Origin of the sequence: Streptococcus sp. S5, assembly GCF_034134805.1 — a bacterium.
Taxonomy (GTDB): Bacteria; Bacillota; Bacilli; order Lactobacillales; family Streptococcaceae; genus Streptococcus; species Streptococcus lingualis.
Genome location: NZ_CP139419.1, coordinates 2052140 through 2074347, shown reverse-complemented (window position 1 = coordinate 2074347; position 22208 = coordinate 2052140). Strand labels below are relative to the sequence as shown.

Below are 22208 nucleotides of genomic sequence, written 5' to 3'. Positions count from 1 at the left end.
AGGTGAAGAGACAGCTCTTCACGTGATGCAAATCACACAATTGTAGTTAAAACCGGATAGGTGGTGAAAGTCATTTTACCAAGCTATCCTAGTATGGAAAAAGGAGCTAAAAACTTTGGCAGGACATGACGTTCAATACGGGAAACATCGGACCCGTCGTAGTTTTTCAAGAATCAAAGAGGTTCTTGATTTACCAAACTTGATTGAAATCCAGACAGACTCATTCAAAGATTTCTTGGATCATGGCTTGAAGGAAGTATTTGAAGATGTGCTTCCCATCTCAAACTTCACGGATACAATGGAATTGGAATTTGTGGGTTATGAAATCCGCGAACCTAAGTATTCGCTTGAAGAAGCGCGCATCCACGATGCCAGCTACTCAGCACCAATCTTTGTGACCTTCCGTTTGGTCAACAAAGAAACAGGTGAAATCAAGACCCAAGAAGTTTTCTTTGGTGATTTCCCAATCATGACTGAAATGGGAACCTTTATCATCAATGGTGGAGAACGGATTATCGTATCTCAGTTGGTCCGCTCACCAGGTGTCTACTTCAATGATAAGGTGGACAAGAATGGTAAGGTTGGTTATGGATCAACTGTTATCCCTAACCGTGGGGCTTGGTTAGAGCTTGAAACCGACTCAAAAGACATTGCTTACACACGTATCGACCGCACACGTAAGATTCCATTTACAACTCTTGTGCGTGCTCTTGGATTCTCTGGAGATGATGAAATCATCGATATCTTTGGGGATAGCGAATTGGTTCGTAATACCATTGAAAAAGATATCCACAAAAATCCAATGGATTCACGGACAGATGAAGCCCTCAAAGAAATCTACGAGCGTCTTCGTCCGGGTGAACGAAAAACAGCGGAAAGCTCACGCAGCTTGTTGGTAGCTCGTTTCTTTGATCCACGTCGTTATGACTTGGCTCCTGTCGGTCGCTACAAGATCAACAAGAAACTCAATATCAAGAACCGCTTGTTGAACCAAACAATCGCAGAACCATTGGTAGATGCTGAAACAGGGGAAATCCTTGTAGAAGCTGGTACTGTCATGACGCGCGATGTGATCGACAGCATCTCTGAACAATTGGATAACGGTTTGAACAAAATCACCTACATTCCAAATGATGCTGCTGTTTTGACAGAACCAGTAGAATTGCAAAAATTCAAAGTTGTCGCTCCAACAGATCCAGACCGCGTTGTCACCATCATCGGAAATGCCAACCCATCTGACAAAGTACGGATTGTAACTCCAGCAGATATCTTGGCAGAGATGAGCTATTTCTTGAACCTTGCAGAAGGTCTTGGCCGCGTGGATGATATCGACCACCTTGGAAACCGTCGGATTCGTGCCGTTGGTGAATTGCTTGCCAACCAAGTGCGTCTTGGACTTTCACGGATGGAACGAAACGTTCGCGAACGGATGTCTGTACAAGATAACGATGTCTTGACACCACAACAAATTATTAACATTCGTCCCGTAACTGCAGCAATTAAAGAATTCTTTGGTTCTTCACAGTTGTCACAGTTCATGGACCAACACAACCCACTTTCTGAGTTGTCTCACAAACGTCGTTTGTCTGCCTTAGGGCCTGGTGGTTTGACACGTGACCGTGCCGGATATGAAGTGCGTGACGTGCACTATACCCACTATGGTCGGATGTGTCCAATCGAAACACCTGAAGGACCAAACATCGGTTTGATCAACAACTTGTCATCTTATGGACACTTGAACAAGTATGGTTTCATCCAAACGCCATACCGTAAGGTAGACCGTGAAAAAGGTGTAGTGACCAACGAAATCGTTTGGTTGACAGCCGATGAAGAAGATGAGTACATCGTCGCTCAGGCCAATTCTAAGTTGAACGAAAAGGGTGGCTTTGCTGAGCCAATCGTTATGGGACGTCACCGTGGTAACAACCAAGAGTTCCCATCTGATCAAGTCGACTACATGGACGTATCTCCAAAACAAGTAGTTGCTGTTGCGACAGCATGTATTCCTTTCTTGGAAAACGATGACTCCAACCGTGCCCTCATGGGTGCCAACATGCAACGTCAGGCTGTTCCATTGATTGATCCAAAAGCCCCTTATGTGGGTACTGGTATGGAATACCAAGCAGCCCATGACTCAGGAGCTGCAGTCATTGCTCAACATGATGGTAAAGTTACCTATGCAGATGCGGATAAGGTGGAAGTCCGTCGGGAAGATGGTTCTTTGGACGTCTACCATGTTCAAAAATTCCGTCGTTCAAACTCCGGTACAGCTTACAACCAACGTACTCTGGTTAAAGTTGGTGAAACCGTTGAAAAAGGCGACTTTATCGCTGATGGTCCATCGATGGAAAAAGGGGAAATGGCCCTTGGTCAAAACCCAATCGTCGCTTACATGACTTGGGAAGGGTATAACTTCGAGGATGCTGTTATCATGAGCGAACGCTTGGTGAAAGAAGATGTCTACACATCTGTTCACTTGGAAGAATTCGAATCAGAAACACGCGATACCAAGTTAGGCCCTGAAGAAATTACCCGTGAAATTCCAAACGTCGGGGAAGATGCTCTTCGTGACTTGGATGAAACAGGTATTATCCGTATTGGTGCTGAGGTTAAAGAAGGCGATATCCTTGTCGGTAAGGTAACACCGAAAGGTGAAAAAGACCTTTCTGCCGAAGAACGTCTCCTTCACGCTATCTTTGGGGATAAATCTCGTGAAGTGCGTGATACATCACTCCGTGTACCTCACGGTGGAGATGGAGTCGTTCGCGATGTTAAGATCTTTACCCGTGCAAACGGTGATGAATTACAATCTGGTGTCAACATGTTGGTTCGTGTTTACATTGCACAAAAACGTAAGATCCGCGTCGGAGATAAGATGGCCGGTCGTCACGGAAACAAAGGGGTTGTGTCTCGTATTGTTCCAGTTGAAGATATGCCTTACCTTCCAGACGGTACACCGGTTGATATCATGTTGAACCCTCTTGGGGTGCCATCACGTATGAATATCGGTCAGGTTATGGAACTTCACCTTGGTATGGCAGCTCGTAACTTGGGTATTCACATCGCGACACCAGTCTTTGATGGAGCAAGCTCAGAAGACCTCTGGGATACTGTGAAAGAAGCTGGTATGGATAGCGATGCTAAGACGATTCTTTACGATGGACGTACAGGTGAGCCGTTTGACAACCGTGTCTCTGTCGGTGTCATGTACATGATCAAGCTTCACCACATGGTTGATGATAAACTCCATGCCCGTTCAGTCGGACCATACTCAATGGTTACCCAACAACCACTCGGAGGGAAAGCTCAGTTTGGTGGACAACGTTTCGGGGAAATGGAAGTGTGGGCCCTTGAGGCTTATGGTGCGTCAAATGTCCTTCAAGAAATCTTGACTTACAAGTCAGACGATGTCAACGGACGTCTGAAGGCCTATGAAGCGATTACCAAAGGTAAACCAATTCCAAAACCAGGTGTACCAGAATCCTTCCGCGTTCTTGTCAAAGAATTGCAATCACTTGGTCTTGACATGCGTGTCTTGGACGAAGATGATCAAGAAGTGGAACTTCGTGACCTTGATGAAGGAGAAGACGATGATGTGATTCATGTGGATGACCTTGAAAAAGCACGTGAAAAAGCAGCAAAGGAAGCAAAAGCAGCCTTTGATGCCGAAGAATCAGAAAAATAATCAGTAAAAATGATTGTCCTGTGAGCAACCAATGCTTCTAGCAGGATGATTCGATAACAAGATACAGACACAAGGAGGTGGCAAGAAAGTTTCCTTTCTTCCCCCACCTAAGCTGTATCCAAATGAAACAAGTATGAAAACAAGGAAAGGTAAGAAATAGTGGTTGATGTAAATCGTTTTAAAAGTATGCAAATCACCCTAGCTTCTCCAAGCAAGGTCCGTTCATGGTCTTATGGAGAGGTCAAGAAACCTGAAACAATCAACTACCGTACATTGAAGCCAGAACGTGAAGGTCTCTTTGATGAAGTCATCTTTGGACCTACAAAAGACTGGGAATGTGCGTGTGGGAAATACAAACGAATCCGTTACAAAGGGATTGTTTGTGACCGCTGTGGGGTTGAAGTAACACGTGCGAAAGTTCGTCGTGAACGCATGGGGCACATCGAGTTGAAAGCACCTGTATCACACATCTGGTACTTCAAAGGAATCCCTTCTCGTATGGGATTGACCTTGGATATGAGCCCTCGTGCCCTTGAAGAAGTCATCTACTTCGCAGCTTATGTGGTGATCGATCCAAAAGATACTCCACTTGAGCACAAATCCATCATGACAGAACGTGAATACCGTGAACGCTTGCGTGAATACGGACCAGGTTCCTTTGTAGCTAAGATGGGTGCAGAAGCCATCCAAGACCTCTTGAAACAAGTGGATCTGGAAGCTGAAATTGCTCTCTTGAAAGAAGAATTGAAGACTGCAACTGGTCAAAAACGTGTGAAGGCTGTGCGTCGTTTGGATGTCTTGGACGCCTTCTACAAATCTGGCAACAAGCCAGAATGGATGGTTCTCAACATCCTTCCGGTTATTCCACCAGATCTTCGTCCGATGGTCCAATTGGATGGTGGCCGTTTTGCTGCCTCTGACTTGAACGACCTTTACCGCCGTGTGATTAACCGGAACAACCGTTTGGCACGTTTGCTTGAGTTGAATGCCCCTGGTATCATCGTGCAAAACGAAAAACGGATGCTCCAAGAAGCCGTTGATGCTTTGATCGATAACGGTCGTCGTGGTCGTCCAATCACAGGACCAGGTAGCCGTCCATTAAAATCATTGAGTCACATGCTCAAAGGGAAACAAGGACGCTTCCGTCAAAACTTGCTCGGTAAACGGGTTGACTTCTCAGGACGTTCTGTTATCGCCGTTGGTCCAACTCTTAAGATGTACCAATGTGGTGTGCCACGTGAAATGGCGATCGAGCTCTTCAAACCATTCGTGATGCGTGAAATCGTTGCGCGTGATATCGTGCAAAACGTTAAAGCTGCAAAACGCTTGGTCGAACGTGGAGATGAACGCATCTGGGATATCCTAGAAGAAGTGATCAAAGAACACCCAGTTCTCTTGAACCGCGCACCGACCCTTCACCGTTTGGGGATCCAAGCTTTTGAACCTGTCTTGATTGACGGGAAAGCTCTTCGCTTGCACCCACTTGTCTGTGAAGCCTATAATGCCGACTTTGACGGGGACCAAATGGCCATCCACGTACCGCTTTCAGAAGAAGCTCAAGCAGAAGCTCGTATCTTGATGTTGGCTGCTGAGCACATCTTGAATCCAAAAGACGGTAAACCAGTTGTTACCCCATCTCAGGATATGGTATTGGGGAACTATTACCTCACTATGGAAGAAGCTGGTCGTGAAGGCGAAGGCATGGTCTTCAAAGACCGTGATGAAGCGGTCATGGCCCTTCGCAATGGCTATGTTCACTTGCATACACGTGTCGGAATTGCGACAGATAGCTTGAACAAACCATGGACAGAAGCGCAACAACACAAGATTCTCTTGACAACTGTTGGTAAGATCCTCTTTAACGATATCATGCCTGCAGAGCTTCCATACCTTCAAGAGCCAAATAATGCCAACTTGACAGAAGGCGTTCCAGCTAAGTACTTCTTGGAGCCTGGTCAAGATGTCAAAGCAGCGATTGAGAAATTGGAATTAAACGTTCCATTCAAGAAGAAAAATCTTGGAAATATCATCGCAGAAATCTTCAAACGCTTCCGTACAACTGAAACGTCTGCTTTCTTGGACCGCTTGAAAGACTTGGGTTACCATCACTCAACCCTTGCTGGTTTGACAGTGGGGATTGCCGATATTCCGGTCGTTGAAGATAAGGCAGAAATCATTGAAGAATCTCACAAACGTGTGGAACAAATCACTAAACAATTCCGTCGTGGTTTGATCACAGATGACGAACGCTACAATGCCGTTACAGCTGAATGGCGTGCAGCCCGTGAAAAATTGGAAAAACGCTTGGTGGATAACCAAGATCCGAAGAACCCAATCGTTATGATGATGGACTCTGGAGCCCGTGGTAACATTTCAAACTTCTCGCAACTTGCCGGTATGCGTGGTTTGATGGCCGCTCCAAACGGACGGATCATGGAATTGCCAATCCTGTCAAACTTCCGCGAAGGTTTGTCAGTACTCGAAATGTTCTTCTCAACTCACGGTGCCCGTAAAGGGATGACCGATACGGCCTTGAAGACAGCCGACTCAGGTTACTTGACTCGTCGTTTGGTTGACGTGGCCCAAGACGTCATTATCCGTGAAGATGACTGTGGAACAGACCGTGGACTTGTGATCCGTGCCATTACTGATGGTAAGGAAATGATCGAGCCACTCGAAGAACGCTTGACTGGTCGTTATACCAAGAAATCTGTTAAACATCCTGAAACAGGTGAAGTCATCGTTGGTCCAGATACCTTGATTTCAGAAGACCTAGCACGTGAAATTGTCAAAGCTGGTGTTGAAGAAGTCACTATCCGCTCTGTCTTTACATGTAACACCCGCCATGGTGTCTGCCGTCACTGTTATGGTATCAACTTGGCGACTGGTGATGCGGTTGAAGTGGGTGAAGCAGTCGGAACTATCGCTGCCCAATCTATCGGGGAACCTGGTACACAGTTGACCATGCGTACCTTCCACACGGGTGGGGTTGCCTCAAATACCGATATCACTCAGGGTCTTCCTCGTGTCCAAGAAATCTTTGAAGCCCGCAATCCAAAAGGGGAAGCGGTCATCACTGAGGTCAAAGGGGAAGTCACAGCGATCGAAGAAGATGCTTCTACACGCACCAAGAAAGTCTTTGTTAGCGGAGCAACTGGTGAGGGCGAATACGTTGTCCCTTACACTGCCCGCATGAAAGTCGAAGTGGGAGATCAAGTCTCTCGTGGTGATGCTCTGACAGAAGGGTCTATCCAACCAAAACGTCTCCTTGCCGTTCGTGATGTCTTGTCTGTTGAAACTTACCTTCTTGCGGAAGTACAAAAAGTATACCGTAGCCAAGGGGTAGAAATCGGCGACAAACACATCGAGGTAATGGTGCGTCAAATGATCCGTAAAGTACGTGTCATGGATCCAGGAGATACAGACCTTCTCATGGGTACTCTGATGGACATTACAGACTTTACAGATGCTAATAAGGATGTCCTTATTTCTGGTGGAGTTCCTGCGACTGCTCGTCCAGTCCTTATGGGAATTACCAAAGCCTCACTTGAAACCAACAGTTTCTTGTCTGCGGCTTCCTTCCAGGAAACAACTCGTGTTCTTACAGACGCAGCGATCCGTGGTAAGAAAGACCATCTCCTTGGACTTAAGGAAAATGTTATCATTGGTAAGATTATTCCTGCAGGTACAGGTATGGCTCGTTACCGCAACTTGGAACCACAAGCGATTAATGAAGTTGAAATTATCGAAGAAGTGCCATTAACAGATGGAACAGTCGATGAAGTTCAAACAGCTGAAGTCATAGAAGAATAAGAAAATAAGTCGGAACTACAAGTTCCGGCTTTTTTTGAAAAAATTATAAAAATTTATTATTTGAAAAATAATTGTATAATTATTGAATTATTTTTTTACCAAAAATATTAGCCCGGTAAAAGTCGTGTTGTAAATACTTACAATTAGTGATTATATGGATATGTATTCTAAACACCAAAATAATAAAATGACTAACTATTAGTAATTTCTTTATAAAACCCAAAATCGGTTTGACATTTAAAGTCATTGGCGGTAGAATGAAAAAAGATGTACACAAATTAAAAAAATGTTGAATTACATGCATGTCAACGGGAGAAGTTTATGGGAAAATTGAAAATTATGGTTGTGTTTGGAACCCGACCGGAGGCCATCAAAATGGCCCCTTTGGTATTGGAGTTGCAAAAACAAAAGGAGGTTATTGAGACCATCACAGTGGTCACTGCCCAGCACCGTCAAATGCTGGACCAGGTCTTAGAAACCTTTAACATCGTACCTGATTACGATTTGGATATTATGGGAAAAAGCCAGACCTTATTGGACATTACCTCTAAAATTCTGAATCAATTAGATCCAGTTATCAAAAAAGAAAAGCCGGATATGGTGCTCGTCCATGGAGATACGACAACCACCTTTGCGGCGAGTCTGGTTGCCTTTTACAATCAAGTCCGCATTGGTCACGTCGAAGCTGGTTTGAGAACCTTTGATAAATATTCACCGTATCCAGAAGAGATGAACCGTCAAATGACGGATGATTTAGCGGATCTGTATTTTGCGCCGACAGGCGAAAGTAAGGCCAATCTCTTAAAAGAAAATCATCCGGAATCCTCTATTGTAGTGACGGGAAATACTGCCATTGATGCGTTGAAACTCACGGTTCAAGAGGACTATCACCACGAAGTGTTAGATCAATTGGATCCAGATAAAAAAGTCATCCTGGTCACCATGCATCGAAGAGAAAATCAAGGCCAACCCATGCGAGCGGTCTTTGGAGCTCTGAGAGAAATGGTGGATCAAGAACCGACTATTGAAGTGGTTTACCCAGTGCATCTTAGTCCAGCGGTCCAAGAGGCGGCAAACGATCTATTAGGAGAACATGATCGGATCCACCTCATTGAGCCTCTAGATGTGCTGGATTTCCACAATTTAGCTTCTAGAAGTTACTTTATCATGTCGGATTCAGGTGGGGTGCAAGAGGAGGCGCCATCATTAGGAAAACCGGTATTGGTATTGCGCGATACAACGGAACGCCCAGAAGGGGTCAAAGCAGGGACCTTGAAATTAGTTGGAACGGATCCTACCGTCGTCAAATCCACGATGACAGAGCTCTTAAGCAACGAAAGCCTGTATCTTCAAATGGCAAATGCCCGAAATCCTTATGGGGATGGAAAAGCTTCTGAGCGAATCGTACAAGCCATTAAACATTACTTTGGCCAGGGAGAGGCTGCCGAAGAATTTCATGAGGGAGAGAAAGAATAAATGAAAAAAACGGAAAAGTTAAGTAGATGGTTGCTGATTTTGATTGTTTTCGAAGTACTTCTTTTACTTTACTGCTTGTTTTTTGCAAGAGAGATTCTGATTGAAGAAGGATTGTTCTTTGTTTTAGGATTATTTTCTGCTATTGTCTTATCGGATTTATTGTTGACATGGACCATCCTGTTGTCATTTGCCCTTGGGATTGTCTTTTTGGTGGCGGGTGTTGTCTATATCCCATTTCATCAAGCCTTGCTTCTGCTCTTTAGTTTTCCGATCTTGATTGGAATATTGACCCGAATTCGCTATCACCTCTTTAAAGAGATTGCAAAAGTGAAGGATCAAGAGCCAGAAGCTTACGCAGATTACCGCAACCGCATCGCTTCTTATGGCGGACAAACCAATGATACAATTCAGGCCTTACTCATTCACTGGTCGCACGAGGAATTGTTCTTCCAATTGCAACCGAGAGAGTACAATCGGACCTTGAACCAAATCAACTATTTGTTAACGCATCATCTGAAGCCAAATGAAAGCTTGTATTATGTATCAGACGGTAATTTCTTGATCTTATCTTCTGATAGCGAGCGGGATCTGAAGAGCGATTATATGACGGTCTTAAAACCACAGTTGGAAGGACTGGTTTTCCAAGGAGAAGATGGGGTTCAGGGCATCCAATTTCAGTCAGGATTTCTTGTAGTGGATCAATCCAATCGAACCAAATACCATCGCTATAAAGAAATGATTCGTTACTTAAAACGTCAACTTGAAACAGATATTATTGTGGAATATTAGGAGGAAAACATGTCTCTTACAAATATATTTTTTAATATAGCTGTAGGCATCAGTGTATTTTTTGCCTTGTGCTTTATTGTATTATTTGTAGCTTATACGGTGATTTACCACCGTGTCAATAAAAATTTTAAGGCGGTGGACCATGATTAGTCAGATTGTGATGATTATTGCCTTGATTTCGATTTGGTTGTCCTTAGCCTGGGGCTTAGTAATCCTCTTTTCAGCCGTTCATTTTTGGTTTAAACACAGTGATTTTCGTGTTAATACGGATCCGCTTCCTTATTATCCAAAAGTGACGATCGTCGTGCCCGCCCATAATGAGGATGTGGTCATTGCACAAACAGCTAAAGCGATCCTTGATATGAACTACCCACATGATCGTGTTGAATTACTGCTCTTTGCGGATAATTGTTCTGATCGAACCTATGAAGAGTGTTTGGCGGTTAAAGCATTGCCAGAGTATGCAGGACGTGATTTGACCATTATCAATCGAAGCGGGACAGGTGGGAAAGCCGGTGTACTAAATGACGCTTTGGCGATGGCGACTGGAGACTATATCTGCGTCTATGATGCAGATGCCATGCCTGAAAAAAATGCCCTTTATTTCCTTGTGAAGGAAGTCCTCAAAGATCCAGAACGTCATGTGGCTTCTTTCGGCCGCAATAAAACGCGGAATGCCAATCAAAACTTCTTGACCCGCTGTATCAACCAAGAGATTGTTGTCACCCAACGGGTTCATCATGTGGGCATGTGGCATCTCTTTAAGATTGGACGGATTCCAGGAACTAACTTCATTATTCAAACCGAATTTGTCAAGAGTATTGGAGGATGGAAAAACGGTGCCTTGACGGAGGATACGGATATTTCCTTCAAGATTATGCAAAGTGGGAAGTTGATTGCGCTAGCCTATAATTCAGAAGCCTTTCAACAAGAGCCAGAAACTCTGAAGAGTTACTATATGCAACGGAAACGTTGGGCCAAAGGGAATTATGAAGTGGTTCTTTCCAACTTCAAGCATTTATTTGGTAAGGGAAATTGGCGCGTGAAGTTAGAAGTGACCAACTATTCCTGTGTCTTCTTCTGGTTTAACGCAGCCATCGTCTTATCGGACTTGATCTTTTTTGCCAATATTCTGGCCATGTGTATCCATACAGTGGTGCCAGGTGTGCAAATTCCATTTGCCTTTGATTCAGAAAATATCTATATTGCGCAATTGATGTTGTTCAATTGGGTCTTGATGATTGGACTTTATCTGCTTCAGATTAATGTGGCTCTTGCCTCACAATTTGGTCAAGCCACTACCAAGCAAATTTGGTTGGCCTTGGCTGCCTATTTCACCTATTCTCAACTGTTTATCATTGTGTCGATTGATGCCATCTCTTCGATTGTGATGGATAAACTATTGCACCGGAAAGAAACCAAATGGGTTAAAACAAAACGATTCGCAGGATAGGAGAGATTATGAATACGAAAAAGATGAGATATGTATGGTTTCTAGTCATCCTTTGCATTTTCTGTTTGACCTTGTTTTTAGCGAGAACGCGAAGCAAAGTGGAGATGCGAAATCGAATTTATCGTCAGTGGAATGAGCATTTTGTTGTTTCAAAAGGGAAAGAATCCTATGTTCGAACCACCAATGATAGCAATCAAACGGTAGTGTTATCTGAGGCGCAAAGTTATGGAATGCTCATTACTGTTGCGGCTGCTGAAAAAGGACAAGCCCAACAAGCAGACTTTGATCGACTCTATCACTATTATCTAAATCATCGCTTGGAAGGTACCCAATTGATGTCTTGGAAACAAACCATCAGCAATGGAAAAGCAAAGGATGAGGATCATAACGCCACAGATGGAGACCTCTACATCGCCTATGCTCTTCTAAAAGCCGCTCAGCAATGGCCAAAGCAAGCCAAAGACTACCAGGCTCAAGCCAAAGCGATTTTAGAAGATATTCTCGCACACAACTACAATGAAGAAACTGGTGTGTTAACGGTGGGGAATTGGGCCAATCAGGATTCGGAATTTTATCATTTGATGCGGACATCTGATACACTGCCAGCGCAATTCCAGATCTTTTATGAAGTGACAAAAGATTCGAAGTGGTTGGACATCAAAGAAAAGATGTTGCAACAACTCCAAACGATCAGCTCCCAAACAAAAACAGGTTTACTACCTGATTTCATCTGGGTAGATGAGCAAGGAACGCGCGTAGCGGATCCCAAGACGATTGAATCCAAGTATGATGGTGCCTACTCGTATAACGCTTGTCGACTTCCATACAACCTTGTTCAAAGTAAGGACGCAACCAGTCAAAAATTGGTGAAAAAGATGCTTAACTTTTTCAAGAGTCAAAGAAACCTGTATGCAGGTTATGACTTAAAAGGGAAGGCCTTGAATAATCATCAGGCAGCAAGCTTTTTGGCACCGATTGTCTATGCCTCTGAACATGAAAAAGGCTATTTGAAGTTGGTGCAACAGAACAAGTATATCTTTACACAAGATCTACCTCTGAACAACTATTACGATGCAACCATGACAACCATGATTGCACTTGAATTGTTCTAAATACTTGAGAAGAGAGAGTTCCCAGGATGGCTCGTCATTTTGTTGGGACTCTCTTTTTTGATTCTCGAAAAAAGGACCCAATAGCAATTAGGCAGTCTATTTTCGAAAAATAATGGTGAAAATTGCCTGGAAACTACCTGAAAAATCATGCTCTGAGCAGAAAACTTTTATTCTCAAAGGATTTTCTATATAATAGAGGATACAAAGGATGGAAGAGTTTATGTATCGAGTGATTGAAATGTACGGGGACTGTGAACCCTGGTGGTTTTTAGAAGGTTGGGAAGAAGATATCGTGAGTAGTCGGAAGTTTGAAGACTATTACCAGGCTTTGAAATACTACAAGCAGAAATGGTTGGAGTTAAATGAGCATTTTCCAAGTTATAAGAGTCGGAGTGACCTCATGACGATCTTTTGGGATACCAAGGAGAAAGAGTGGTGTGAGGACTGCAGTGAAGATGTGCAGTTTTTCCATTCGATTGTCCTCTTAGAAGACGAGCACAAGATCCCTAAAAGCAAGCTCCGCCCAGGCTACGAAAAGGAAAGAGGCAGTCGCAAACACCGTTCTTGTCAATATACACTCGATTCAAAAAAGGGGACAACCCTGTCATAAGAGACATTCGGAAGATTTTCTAGAGCGATCTAGAAAGTCTTCTTTTTTTGTCTTCTTTTTCGAATAGTATAAGTGAGAGGAGGAACTATGGTTCAAGAAATTGCAAAAAAACTGATCCGTATGGGGAAAAAGGAAGAAGCTCAGGATCTTTACTTCATTCCTCGGAAGGAGGAGTACCAAGTTTCTATGAGGGTGGGAGACGAGAGGCGCTTTGTGCAGTCCTTCCCTTTTGAGGAGATGACAGCTATGATTAGCCACTTTAAGTTCGTAGCAGGGATGAATGTGGGAGAAAAAAGGCGCAGCCAGCTAGGATCGTGTGATTACCCTTTGGAGAATGGAGTGGTCTCGATTCGCTTGTCGACGGTGGGGGATTATCGTGGTTATGAAAGCTTGGTCATTCGGCTCTTGCATGATGAGGAACGTGAATTGCGGTTTTGGTTTGATCAGTTGCCGGACTTGAAGAAGAAATTGGCTGGTCGTGGGCTTTATCTTTTTGCGGGCCCCGTTGGCTCGGGAAAGACCACTCTCATGCATGCTTTAGCGCAAGAGCGCTTTGCGGACCAGCAAGTCATGTCTATTGAAGACCCTGTCGAGATCAAGCAGGATAATATGCTTCAGCTTCAGCTGAATGACCAGATTGGCATGACCTATGACAACCTGATCAAACTCTCCTTACGCCATCGGCCGGACCTTCTCATCATTGGAGAGATCCGAGATAAGGAAACAGCTCGTGCAGTCGTACGAGCTAGTTTAACAGGAGTCACCGTCTTCTCTACGATTCATGCCAAGAGCGTTCGAGGTGTTTATGAGAGGCTCTTAGAACTTGGAGTGAGTGAGGAAGAGCTCAAGATTGTTTTACAAGGTATTTGCTACCAACGATTAATTGCAGGAGGAGGTGTGGTCGATTTTGCGACGGAAAACTACCAAGAGCACTCAGCCAGCCGCTGGAACCAACAAATGGATCTCTTGGCTCAATCGGGATATATCCAGCTGGCTCAGGCCCAAGCCGAAAAAATTATCTACCGCTAAACAAAAGCAAATTATTGAATTGTTTTTGAATCTTTATTCGAGTGGTTTTCATCTGTCTGAGATCGTCGATTTTCTGGATCGCTCCCACCTAGTGGAGAGTCGTTTGGTTTCCCAGATGCGAGATGATCTCTCGCGGGGCCGTAGTTTTTCAGAGATGATGGCGGGGATCGGTTTTTCAGATGCAGTGACGACACAGCTGTCTCTCGCTGAGCGCCATGGCAATCTTATATTGAGCTTGGAGAAAATCAGTGCTTACCTAGAAAACATGCGCAAGGTCAAGAAAAAGCTGATTGAGGTGAGCACTTATCCTCTTATCTTGCTTGGCTTTTTAGTTCTGATTATGCTAGGCTTGCGCAATTACTTGCTTCCTCAAATGGATGCTCAAAATATTGGGACGCAATTGATCAGTTCCTTCCCCCAACTCTTTTTGGTCTTAGGAGCGGGACTGGTGACCTTCTTCTTACTCGGCTTTCTCTATTATCGAAAGTCAGGCAAGATCAACGTTTTTAGAACCTTGTCTCATCTGCCTTTCGGAAAAGGCATGATTCAAGCTTATTTGACAGCCTATTATGCCAGAGAATGGGGCAATCTGATTGGGCAAGGATTGGAGTTGTCTCAGATTTTTTCCATGATGCAGGACCAAAAATCCCAGCTTTTTCAAGAAATTGGAAGGGACTTAGCTCTTTCTTTAGACCGTGGCCAGTCCTTTTCAGAGACGGTCAGGGGGTATCCTTTTTTCAAAAAAGAATTGCCCCTTATGATTGAATATGGTGAAGTCAAATCAAAGCTCGGAAGTGAACTAGAGATCTATGCTGAAAAAACATGGGAAGATTTCTTTCGTCGGGTTCACAAGGCCATGAATGTGATACAACCCTTGGTGTTTGTCTTTGTAGCTCTTGTGATTGTCTTACTCTATGCAGCCATGTTACTGCCGATTTATCAAAATATGGAGGTTCATTTATGAAAAAATTAAAAACCTATAAGGTTAAAGCCTTTACACTTATTGAAATGTTGGTGGTCTTATTGATCATCAGTGTGCTCTTATTGCTCTTTGTGCCGAATTTGACCAAGCAAAAAGACTCCGTGAAAGAGACAGGAAATGCAGCGGTTGTGAAGGTGGTCGAAAGCCAGGCTGAATTGTACGAGCTCAATCATACCAATGACCAAGCCACTCTAGCAAAGCTGATTGCGGATGGAAATATTACCAACAAACAAGCAGAATCTTATCGTGCCTATTATGCGAAAAATAGTGGAGAAACTCGTGCGGTTGCAGATTAAGGCCTTCACCTTGGTGGAGACCCTTCTGACCTTGATGATCGTCAGTTTTATCTATCTGGGCTTATCGGGATCGATCAAGACGAGCTTTCAGCAGGTGGAAGAAAAAGTATTTTTTGCAGAGTTTGAACACCTCTATCAAGAAAGCCAAAAGATAGCATTGGCAAGGCAAACGGAATTGGATGTTGAAGTGACTGCAAGGAAGATTCAAACGCCCTATCAGGCGGTGGAGATTCCTGATTCTGTTATTTTGCAAGATCCTAAAACTATTCGTTTAGACCGAGCAGGTGGCAATTCATCCCTGGCCAATGTTCACTTTCAGACACAGAGAGGAGTGGTGACCTATCAACTGTCGCTTGGAAATGGAAAAATTAAAAAAAGCATCCGTTCCCGCTAGTATTCTCATAGAATCCTTAGTAGCCTTGGGTTTATTTGCCATGATTACGACCTTATTGTTAGGGGAGATCCGGCGTTCGCGCAAGGAGCGACTAGCGGATTTCAAAGAGGTAGAGGTCTTATCTGTCGCTCAAATGGCGCTTCAGACAGGGCAAAATCATCTAGAGGCCAATGGTATTCAGGTTCAAGTCGAAAAAGATGCCGATCAACTCACGGTCTATCATCAAGGGAAGGTGGTACTGCATGTGGAATAAAGGAAAGGTCAAGGCCTTTACCCTGCTCGAAGCCTTGGTCGCTCTCTTAGTGCTTAGTGGGGGAGTGTTGGTCTTTCAAGGCTTGACCAAGCTTCTGCATGCTGAATTGGACTACCAGGCGCATCAAAAGCAGGAAGAATGGATACTTTTTCAGCAACAATTGCAGGTGGAATTGGACCGGAGTCATTTTGAAAAAGTAGCGGACAATCATATCTACTTGGTTCAGGATCAAAAACCAATTGCTATTGGCCAATCTAAAGGAGATGATATCCGAAAAACAGATGATAAGGGCAGGGGCTATCAGCCTATGATTTCAGGTGTTCACTCTAGTCAGATTTGGCAGGAGGGAGAGTTGCTTCATCTGCGTTTGAATTTTGAAGAAGGTCTAGAAAGGGAGTATGTCTACCATGTGGTACCAGCGATACAAAATGAAAAAAGTTAAGGCTGGTGTCTTGCTCTACGCCCTCTTGATGGCAGTGATTTTCAGTCTCTTGCTTCAGTTTTACCTGCACCGTCAGGTCGCGGAAAGACGGATCTTAAAGACGAGTCAAGATCGTCTACGGGCCTATGCTTTGGTGCAATTGGCTCTTGAAAAGAGAAAGAGTGATGAGAAGACATCAGAGATTCATTTAAAGTCTGGAGTTGTTCAGCTACAGCAGGACACTGGTTTTCTTCATGCTCAGGCTAAGATGAATGGCGAAAGCTATGAGTTTGTCCTTCCTGTAAGGGAAGAAAAAGGAAGCAAGAAGAGTCAAAAAGAAAAGAAGAAGACGAGGAAAGATAAAGAGAAGGCAGAGACCGAAACGCCTTCTGAAGAGACGCCAAACGAGACTAAGGAACCATCAGAAAATAGCGAAAAAGACTAATTTTTGGTATGATAGGGTGCGGAGGAAATCATGAATTTCGAAAAAATTGAACAAGCTTATACCTATCTATTAGAAAACACTCAAAGTATTCAAAATGAATTGTCGACCAACTTTTATGACGCCTTGATTGAACAAAATGCCATGTATTTGGAGGGCAAGACGGATCTAGACATTGTTAATAACAATAGCAAAAAATTAAAAGAACTAGGTTTAAGTAAGGAAGAATGGCGCAGAGCCTACCAATTCCTTTTTATGAAAGCTGCTCAGACAGAACCTTTACAAGCAAATCACCAGTTCACACCAGATGCGATTGGTTTTATCATTACATTTTTGATCGATCAGTTGGCCAAAAGCGACCAACTGGATGTCCTAGAAGTGGGAAGTGGAACCGGAAATCTCGCTGAGACTATTGTCAACAATAGTCGCCTCACGATTGATTACTTAGGATTGGAAGTAGATGATCTTTTGATTGATCTATCTGCTAGTATCGCAGACGTGATGGAGTCTAGTGTTGTCTTTGCACAAGGCGACGCGGTGCGTCCGCAAGTGTTGAAAGAAAGTGACTTGATCGTTAGTGATCTTCCTATTGGATACTATCCAGATGATGCAATTGCCCAGCGCTATCAGGTAGCGAGCTCCGAAGGCCATACCTATGCCCATCACCTCATGATGGAACAGGCTCTGAAATACCTGAAACCTCAAGGAGTAGCCATCTTTTTAGCTCCAAACAACCTCTTGACGAGCCCTCAGAGTGATCTGTTAAAAGCTTGGCTAACAGACAAGGCTCAAATCCTTGCCATGCTGACCTTGCCAGAATCTCTCTTTTCAAATCCAGCCTATGCTAAGACGATTTTCGTCCTACGAAAACAAGAAGAAGAGTCTGTTCAGCCCTTTGTCTATCCGTTTACCGATCTCCAGGATCACGACCAGGTGGTTCACTTTATGGAAAGTTTCCAAAACTGGTTAAAGGATAGTGAAATTTGATCAAAGATCTGATATAATAGAGGAAGTGAAAACGCTTAATGAGGTGAATATATGTCGAAAACAATTTCTATTAATGCAGGAAGCTCTAGTTTGAAATGGCAATTGTACCAAATGCCAGAGGAAACTGTTCTTGCAAAAGGGTTGATTGAACGGATCGGTTTGAAAGATTCTATTTCAACTGTTAAATTTGATGGACGCTCTGAAAAACAAGTATTAGATATCCAGGACCATACACAAGCTGTAAAAATTTTGTTGGATGATTTGATTCGTTTTGATATTATCAAATCCTACGATGAGATTACAGGTGTGGGCCACCGCGTCGTTGCTGGTGGAGAATACTTCAAGGATTCTGCCTTGGTAGATGACGAAGTCCTTCGAAAAGTAGAAGAATTGTCTTTGTTAGCACCTCTTCATAATCCTGCAAATGCAGCTGGAATTCGTGCCTTTAGAGAGATTTGTCCAAATATTACCAGTGTTGTGGTATTTGATACTTCTTTCCATACAACCATGCCGGAAAAAGCTTATCGTTACCCACTTCCAACTAAATATTACACAGAAAATAAGGTTCGTAAATATGGCGCTCATGGAACCAGTCATCAGTATGTGGCTGGTGAAGCTGCTAAACTTCTTGGAAAACCATTAGAAGAATTGAAATTGATCACCTGCCACGTTGGAAATGGTGTATCTGTTACAGCGGTTGACAAGGGAATCTCTGTCGATACCTCAATGGGCTTCACACCTCTAGGTGGTGTCATGATGGGAACCCGTACAGGGGATCTCGATCCAGCGATTATTCCATACTTGATGGAACATACAGAGGATTTCAATAAGCCTGAAGATATTAGCCGCATCCTCAATCGTGAATCCGGTCTTCTGGGTGTTTCTGGATCTTCTAGTGACATGCGGGATATTCATACAGCGATGCATAATGGAGACGAAAAAGCCAAATTGGCTTACGATATCTTTATCGATCGTTTGCAAAAATACATCGGTCAATACTTGGCTGTTTTGAATGGTGCAGATGCCATCATCTTTACAGCAGGAATCGGTGAAAATGCAGTAAATGTTCGTTCTTCTATTATCAATGGCATCAGCTGGTTTGGCTGCAAGGTCGACCCTGAAAAGAACGTCTTTGGAGTTGTCGGAGACATTTCCACAGATGATTCCCGTGTCAAGGTATTGGTTATTCCAACGGATGAAGAGTTGGTGATTGCGCGTGACGTTGAACGTTTCAAAAATCAGTAAACTGAAATAAAGTGAGAAGGCTGGAGGCGAAAGCCCCAGTCTTCTTATTTTATACAAGAAAGAGGTTGTCCATTGAAAAATATACAGTCTTTTATTCGAGAGCACCCATTATGTCAGAATGCCCTCTGGCTCCTTCTTTTTGTGCCCTTATTCTTTCTCTCACAATTCCCCCTCATCACTATGGTTTATTCCCTTCAAGAAGGAATGGATGAAAGGTGGATCACTATCCTCACTCTCTTGGTGACAGTGGCGGTGTTCTTTGTTTTTTATAAGGTCATCAAGATGAGCCCTCTGGAGAACTTAGATGTTCGGGTCATAACCTGGCCGGCTCTAGGGAGAAATTTTCTTTTTCTTCTCTTGTTGATGGCTAATAACCTGCTAGCCTATCCCTTGTTGAAAGAAGAGGCAGGTGGTACAACAGCAAACCAAGCGGCTCTGAATGAACTGCAATCTCATGCTCCTTTTCTTGCTATGGGCATGGTCGTGATCCTTGTCGCTCCGATTCTAGAAGAGCTGCTCTGTCGGGCCATCATCCCTCGTTTGATCTTTCGAGGGGCAGAACCGATCGGTTATCTAGCCGGTGCTCTCTTTTTTACTTACTTACATGGACCGAGTACCCTAGGGGAATGGGTAGCTTACGGAGGCATGTCCTTGATCTTAACTTGGGTGGCTTATCGCTACAAGCGGATCGAGTATAGCATTTGCCTTCATATGACCTTGAATGCGCTGGCTTATTACTATCCAGTGGTCATACTCCTTTGTTTATTGCCAGTATGGAGAGTTTTCTTCCATGATAAATTATGATAAAATGGTAGGTACCAATGAGTTTTGATGCAGAACCATCCTACAGAAGGTCAGAAATCCGTATGGAGAGTAGACTCAGAGGTTTAGAACACTTGTTCTAGCCTCTTTTGTTCGCAATCATGCTGTAGGAAGGGAATCAAAGGAGAACGAAAATGATTGATAATAAATGGCTGAGTGGCCAAGGGACCCTTCTTTGTGGGATCTTAAATGTCACTCCGGATTCATTTTCTGATGGCGGTAAGTATACGAGTGTGGATGCAGCCTTGCAGCAGGCGAGAAAACTGATCCAAGAAGGAGCTCAGATCCTCGATATCGGAGGAGAATCAACCAGACCAGGAAGTCATTATGTGGAGATCCAAGAAGAGATTGACCGCGTGGTTCCAGTGATTAAAGCCATTCGGAAAGAAAGTGATGTCTTGATCTCAGTGGATACCTGGAAGTCCCAAGTGGCGGCAACAGCGCTCGAAGCTGGAGCTGATATTGTCAACGATATTACTGGTTTTCTTGGAGATCCTAAGATGGCTGCTGTCGTCGCGGAGCATGAAGCGGGCGCAGTTCTCATGTTTAATCCAGTGATGGCAAGACCGCATCATCCAAGTTCCACTATCTTTCCAAGTTTTGGGCTTGAACCAGTTTTTTCAGAGCAAGAACTTCAACAGATGACTCAAGAACCGATTCAAGACTTGATGTGGACTTTCTTTGACCGCTCGCTTGCGGTAGCGAAGGCAGCCGGTGTCCAGATGGATCGTATTATGTTGGATCCTGGGATCGGATTTGGGTTGACCAAGCGAGAGAACTTACTCTTATTACAAGAACTTGGGACGATTCACCAAAAGGGGTATCCGATCTTTCTAGGGGTCTCCCGCAAACGCTTTGTGGTCAACATTATTGAGGAAGCTGGATTTGAGACAGATCCTGCAACGGAGACTGGTTTTTTGAATCGGGACCTGGCTTCGAGCCATTTGACGAGTATTGCAGCCAGTCAAGGAGTCGAAGTGGTGCGGGTGCATGATATTCCCCTTCACAAGATGGCAGCCAGTCTGGGGCAAGCCATTTTCCAAGCCCAAGAGGCAGCAGATACCAATTTAAAACAATACAAGTAAATGAAGACAAAAGAACATCAGTTGGATCTTCGTTGGCTAGAAGCCTATCGTTCCCAAGATCCACATTTCGGCTTGGAGCGCATGGAAGCTCTCTTGGCTTTGAGAGGAAATCCTCACCTAGACTGTCGGGTCATTCATGTTGCGGGGACCAATGGCAAAGGATCTACCATTGCTACCTTGTCCCAACTCTTGAGACAGGCAGGTTTACGCGTTGGAGTCTTTACCTCTCCTTATCTGATCCATTACAATGACCAAATCACCATTAATGGCGAAGCCATTGCGGATCAAGACCTGCAAACCTACCTGGATAGTTACCAGCAGCTCCTGCAAGCTGAACAATCAAAGGCCGTCTTTCAAGGGTTGACTGAATTTGAAGTGATGACGGCCATCGCCTATGATTATTTTGCTCACGAGGAGCTGGATTATGTGATCATGGAAGTCGGTATGGGGGGACGACTTGACAGTACTAATGTCTGCCAGCCCGTTCTAACCGCGATCACTTCGATTGGCTTGGATCATGTCGCCCTTTTGGGTCCAGATCTGGCTTCCATTGCCCGTGAAAAGGCAGGCATCATTAAGCCAGGAATTCCTCTGGTTCTAGGGAAATTAGATACAGAAGCTAGCCAAGTCATTGAAGGCATTGCGATTCAGAAGCAGGCACCGATAACAGCCTATGACAGAGATTACCAAGTTGAGCTAGAAGCCTCTTGTCTATCGGGCCAATCCTTTTCTTATCACAGTTCCAAAAGAGAAAAAGTCTCTTATCAAGTAGCGCTCTTAGGCCATCACCAGGCCAGAAATGCAGCTCTCGCGATTAGTATCTGTGATATACTTTTTGAAAGAGCAGGGCGTGAACTCTTGTCAAGAGAGTTAGTGGATGAGGCCTTGCATCAAGTCGTCTGGCCTGGCCGGATGGAAGTGGTCTCACAAAATCCCATGATCTTGCTAGATGGGGCCCATAACCCCCACGCCGTTGCGCCTTTAATCGCAAGTCTTCGGGAACTTTTCCCAAGTCAAAAAAAGACCATTCTTTTTACCTGCATCCGGACCAAAGCTTTAGAAGAGATGCTCATTCAGTGGCAGGAACTGGAAAATAGTCGCTTGATCCTCACAACCTTTGAAGATCCAAGAGCCTATTCTCAAGAAGAGATAAGAGCTGCTGCGAAAAAGCATCAGCTTGAGGAAGTCAACTGGCAAGAGTTTCTACAAAACTGGCAAGCAAAAGGCGATGAGCTCCTCATTGTAACGGGGTCGCTCTACTTCCTTAGCAAGGTACGACCTTATTTATTAAAAACAGAAAAATCCAACTAGGAG

The 22208-nt window shown here is 44.1% G+C and carries 20 protein-coding genes; all 20 read left to right on the top strand.

The features are described from left to right. Positions 1 to 115 precede the first annotated feature (115 nt). The 20 genes from rpoB to SM123_RS09925 all read left to right on the top strand — a co-directional run bounded on the left by rpoB (position 116) and on the right by SM123_RS09925 (position 22205). On the top strand, positions 116 to 3685 hold the full coding sequence (gene rpoB / locus SM123_RS10020; protein WP_320909538.1) for a DNA-directed RNA polymerase subunit beta: 3570 nt from the start codon (positions 116 to 118) through the stop codon (positions 3683 to 3685). Positions 3686 to 3844: 159 nt separating this feature from the next. Next, positions 3845 to 7498, top strand: a complete 3654-nt coding sequence (gene rpoC / locus SM123_RS10015) for a DNA-directed RNA polymerase subunit beta' (RefSeq protein WP_320909537.1) — start codon at positions 3845 to 3847, stop codon at positions 7496 to 7498. Positions 7499 to 7819: 321 nt separating this feature from the next. Continuing rightward, a complete protein-coding gene (gene wecB, locus SM123_RS10010; protein ID WP_320909536.1) occupies positions 7820 to 8974 on the top strand; it encodes a non-hydrolyzing UDP-N-acetylglucosamine 2-epimerase in 1155 nt (384 codons plus the stop codon). Next, on the top strand, positions 8975 to 9763 hold the full coding sequence (locus tag SM123_RS10005; RefSeq protein WP_023919656.1) for an MMPL family transporter: 789 nt from the start codon (positions 8975 to 8977) through the stop codon (positions 9761 to 9763). It abuts the gene before it with no gap. A gap of 9 nt (positions 9764 to 9772) precedes the next feature. Then, positions 9773 to 9913 carry a hypothetical protein gene (locus tag SM123_RS10000; protein ID WP_003009749.1) on the top strand — a complete coding sequence of 47 codons (141 nt, stop codon included), beginning with the start codon at positions 9773 to 9775 and terminating at the stop codon, positions 9911 to 9913. Further along, a complete protein-coding gene (locus SM123_RS09995; protein WP_049472878.1) occupies positions 9906 to 11216 on the top strand; it encodes a glycosyltransferase family 2 protein in 1311 nt (436 codons plus the stop codon). The genes SM123_RS10000 and SM123_RS09995 overlap by 8 nt, the downstream gene beginning before the upstream one ends. An 8-nt stretch (positions 11217 to 11224) precedes the next feature. After that, positions 11225 to 12328 (top strand): family 8 glycosyl hydrolase, encoded by a 1104-nt coding sequence (locus SM123_RS09990; RefSeq protein ID WP_049475202.1) that lies wholly within the window; start codon positions 11225 to 11227, stop codon positions 12326 to 12328. A gap of 220 nt (positions 12329 to 12548) precedes the next feature. Then, positions 12549 to 12938 carry a DUF1033 family protein gene (locus SM123_RS09985; RefSeq protein WP_037608454.1) on the top strand — a complete coding sequence of 130 codons (390 nt, stop codon included), beginning with the start codon at positions 12549 to 12551 and terminating at the stop codon, positions 12936 to 12938. A gap of 87 nt (positions 12939 to 13025) precedes the next feature. Further along, positions 13026 to 13967: a competence type IV pilus ATPase ComGA gene (gene comGA / locus SM123_RS09980; protein WP_320909535.1), complete on the top strand. Its 942-nt coding sequence runs from the start codon at positions 13026 to 13028 to the stop codon at positions 13965 to 13967. Further along, entirely contained in the window at positions 13900 to 14931 is a 1032-nt protein-coding gene (gene comGB, locus SM123_RS09975; RefSeq protein ID WP_320910010.1) for a competence type IV pilus assembly protein ComGB, read from the top strand. Before comGA ends, comGB begins: the two co-directional genes overlap by 68 nt. Then, entirely contained in the window at positions 14928 to 15245 is a 318-nt protein-coding gene (gene comGC, locus SM123_RS09970) for a competence type IV pilus major pilin ComGC (protein WP_101770912.1), read from the top strand. Before comGB ends, comGC begins: the two co-directional genes overlap by 4 nt. Continuing rightward, on the top strand, positions 15235 to 15639 hold the full coding sequence (gene comGD, locus SM123_RS09965; RefSeq protein WP_269796580.1) for a competence type IV pilus minor pilin ComGD: 405 nt from the start codon (positions 15235 to 15237) through the stop codon (positions 15637 to 15639). Before comGC ends, comGD begins: the two co-directional genes overlap by 11 nt. After that, positions 15605 to 15892, top strand: coding sequence for a competence type IV pilus minor pilin ComGE (gene comGE, locus SM123_RS09960; protein WP_151190959.1), 288 nt, complete (start codon positions 15605 to 15607; stop codon positions 15890 to 15892). Before comGD ends, comGE begins: the two co-directional genes overlap by 35 nt. Then, positions 15882 to 16334 carry a competence type IV pilus minor pilin ComGF gene (comGF, locus tag SM123_RS09955; RefSeq protein WP_151190960.1) on the top strand — a complete coding sequence of 151 codons (453 nt, stop codon included), beginning with the start codon at positions 15882 to 15884 and terminating at the stop codon, positions 16332 to 16334. The genes comGE and comGF overlap by 11 nt, the downstream gene beginning before the upstream one ends. After that, complete coding sequence (gene comGG / locus SM123_RS09950) at positions 16291 to 16758, top strand: competence type IV pilus minor pilin ComGG (RefSeq protein WP_320909534.1); 468 nt, start codon at positions 16291 to 16293, stop codon at positions 16756 to 16758. Before comGF ends, comGG begins: the two co-directional genes overlap by 44 nt. 30 nt (positions 16759 to 16788) lie before the next feature. Further along, positions 16789 to 17742 carry a class I SAM-dependent methyltransferase gene (locus SM123_RS09945; protein WP_049505971.1) on the top strand — a complete coding sequence of 318 codons (954 nt, stop codon included), beginning with the start codon at positions 16789 to 16791 and terminating at the stop codon, positions 17740 to 17742. A 51-nt stretch (positions 17743 to 17793) separates the two neighbouring features. After that, positions 17794 to 18987, top strand: a complete 1194-nt coding sequence (locus SM123_RS09940; RefSeq protein ID WP_023919646.1) for an acetate kinase — start codon at positions 17794 to 17796, stop codon at positions 18985 to 18987. A 72-nt stretch (positions 18988 to 19059) separates the two neighbouring features. After that, positions 19060 to 19791, top strand: coding sequence for a CPBP family intramembrane glutamic endopeptidase (locus SM123_RS09935; RefSeq protein ID WP_320909533.1), 732 nt, complete (start codon positions 19060 to 19062; stop codon positions 19789 to 19791). Positions 19792 to 19943: 152 nt separating this feature from the next. Continuing rightward, on the top strand, positions 19944 to 20894 hold the full coding sequence (gene folP / locus SM123_RS09930) for a dihydropteroate synthase (protein ID WP_320909532.1): 951 nt from the start codon (positions 19944 to 19946) through the stop codon (positions 20892 to 20894). Next, on the top strand, positions 20895 to 22205 hold the full coding sequence (locus SM123_RS09925) for a bifunctional folylpolyglutamate synthase/dihydrofolate synthase (RefSeq protein ID WP_320909531.1): 1311 nt from the start codon (positions 20895 to 20897) through the stop codon (positions 22203 to 22205). The last annotated feature ends 3 nt before the right edge of the window (positions 22206 to 22208 follow it).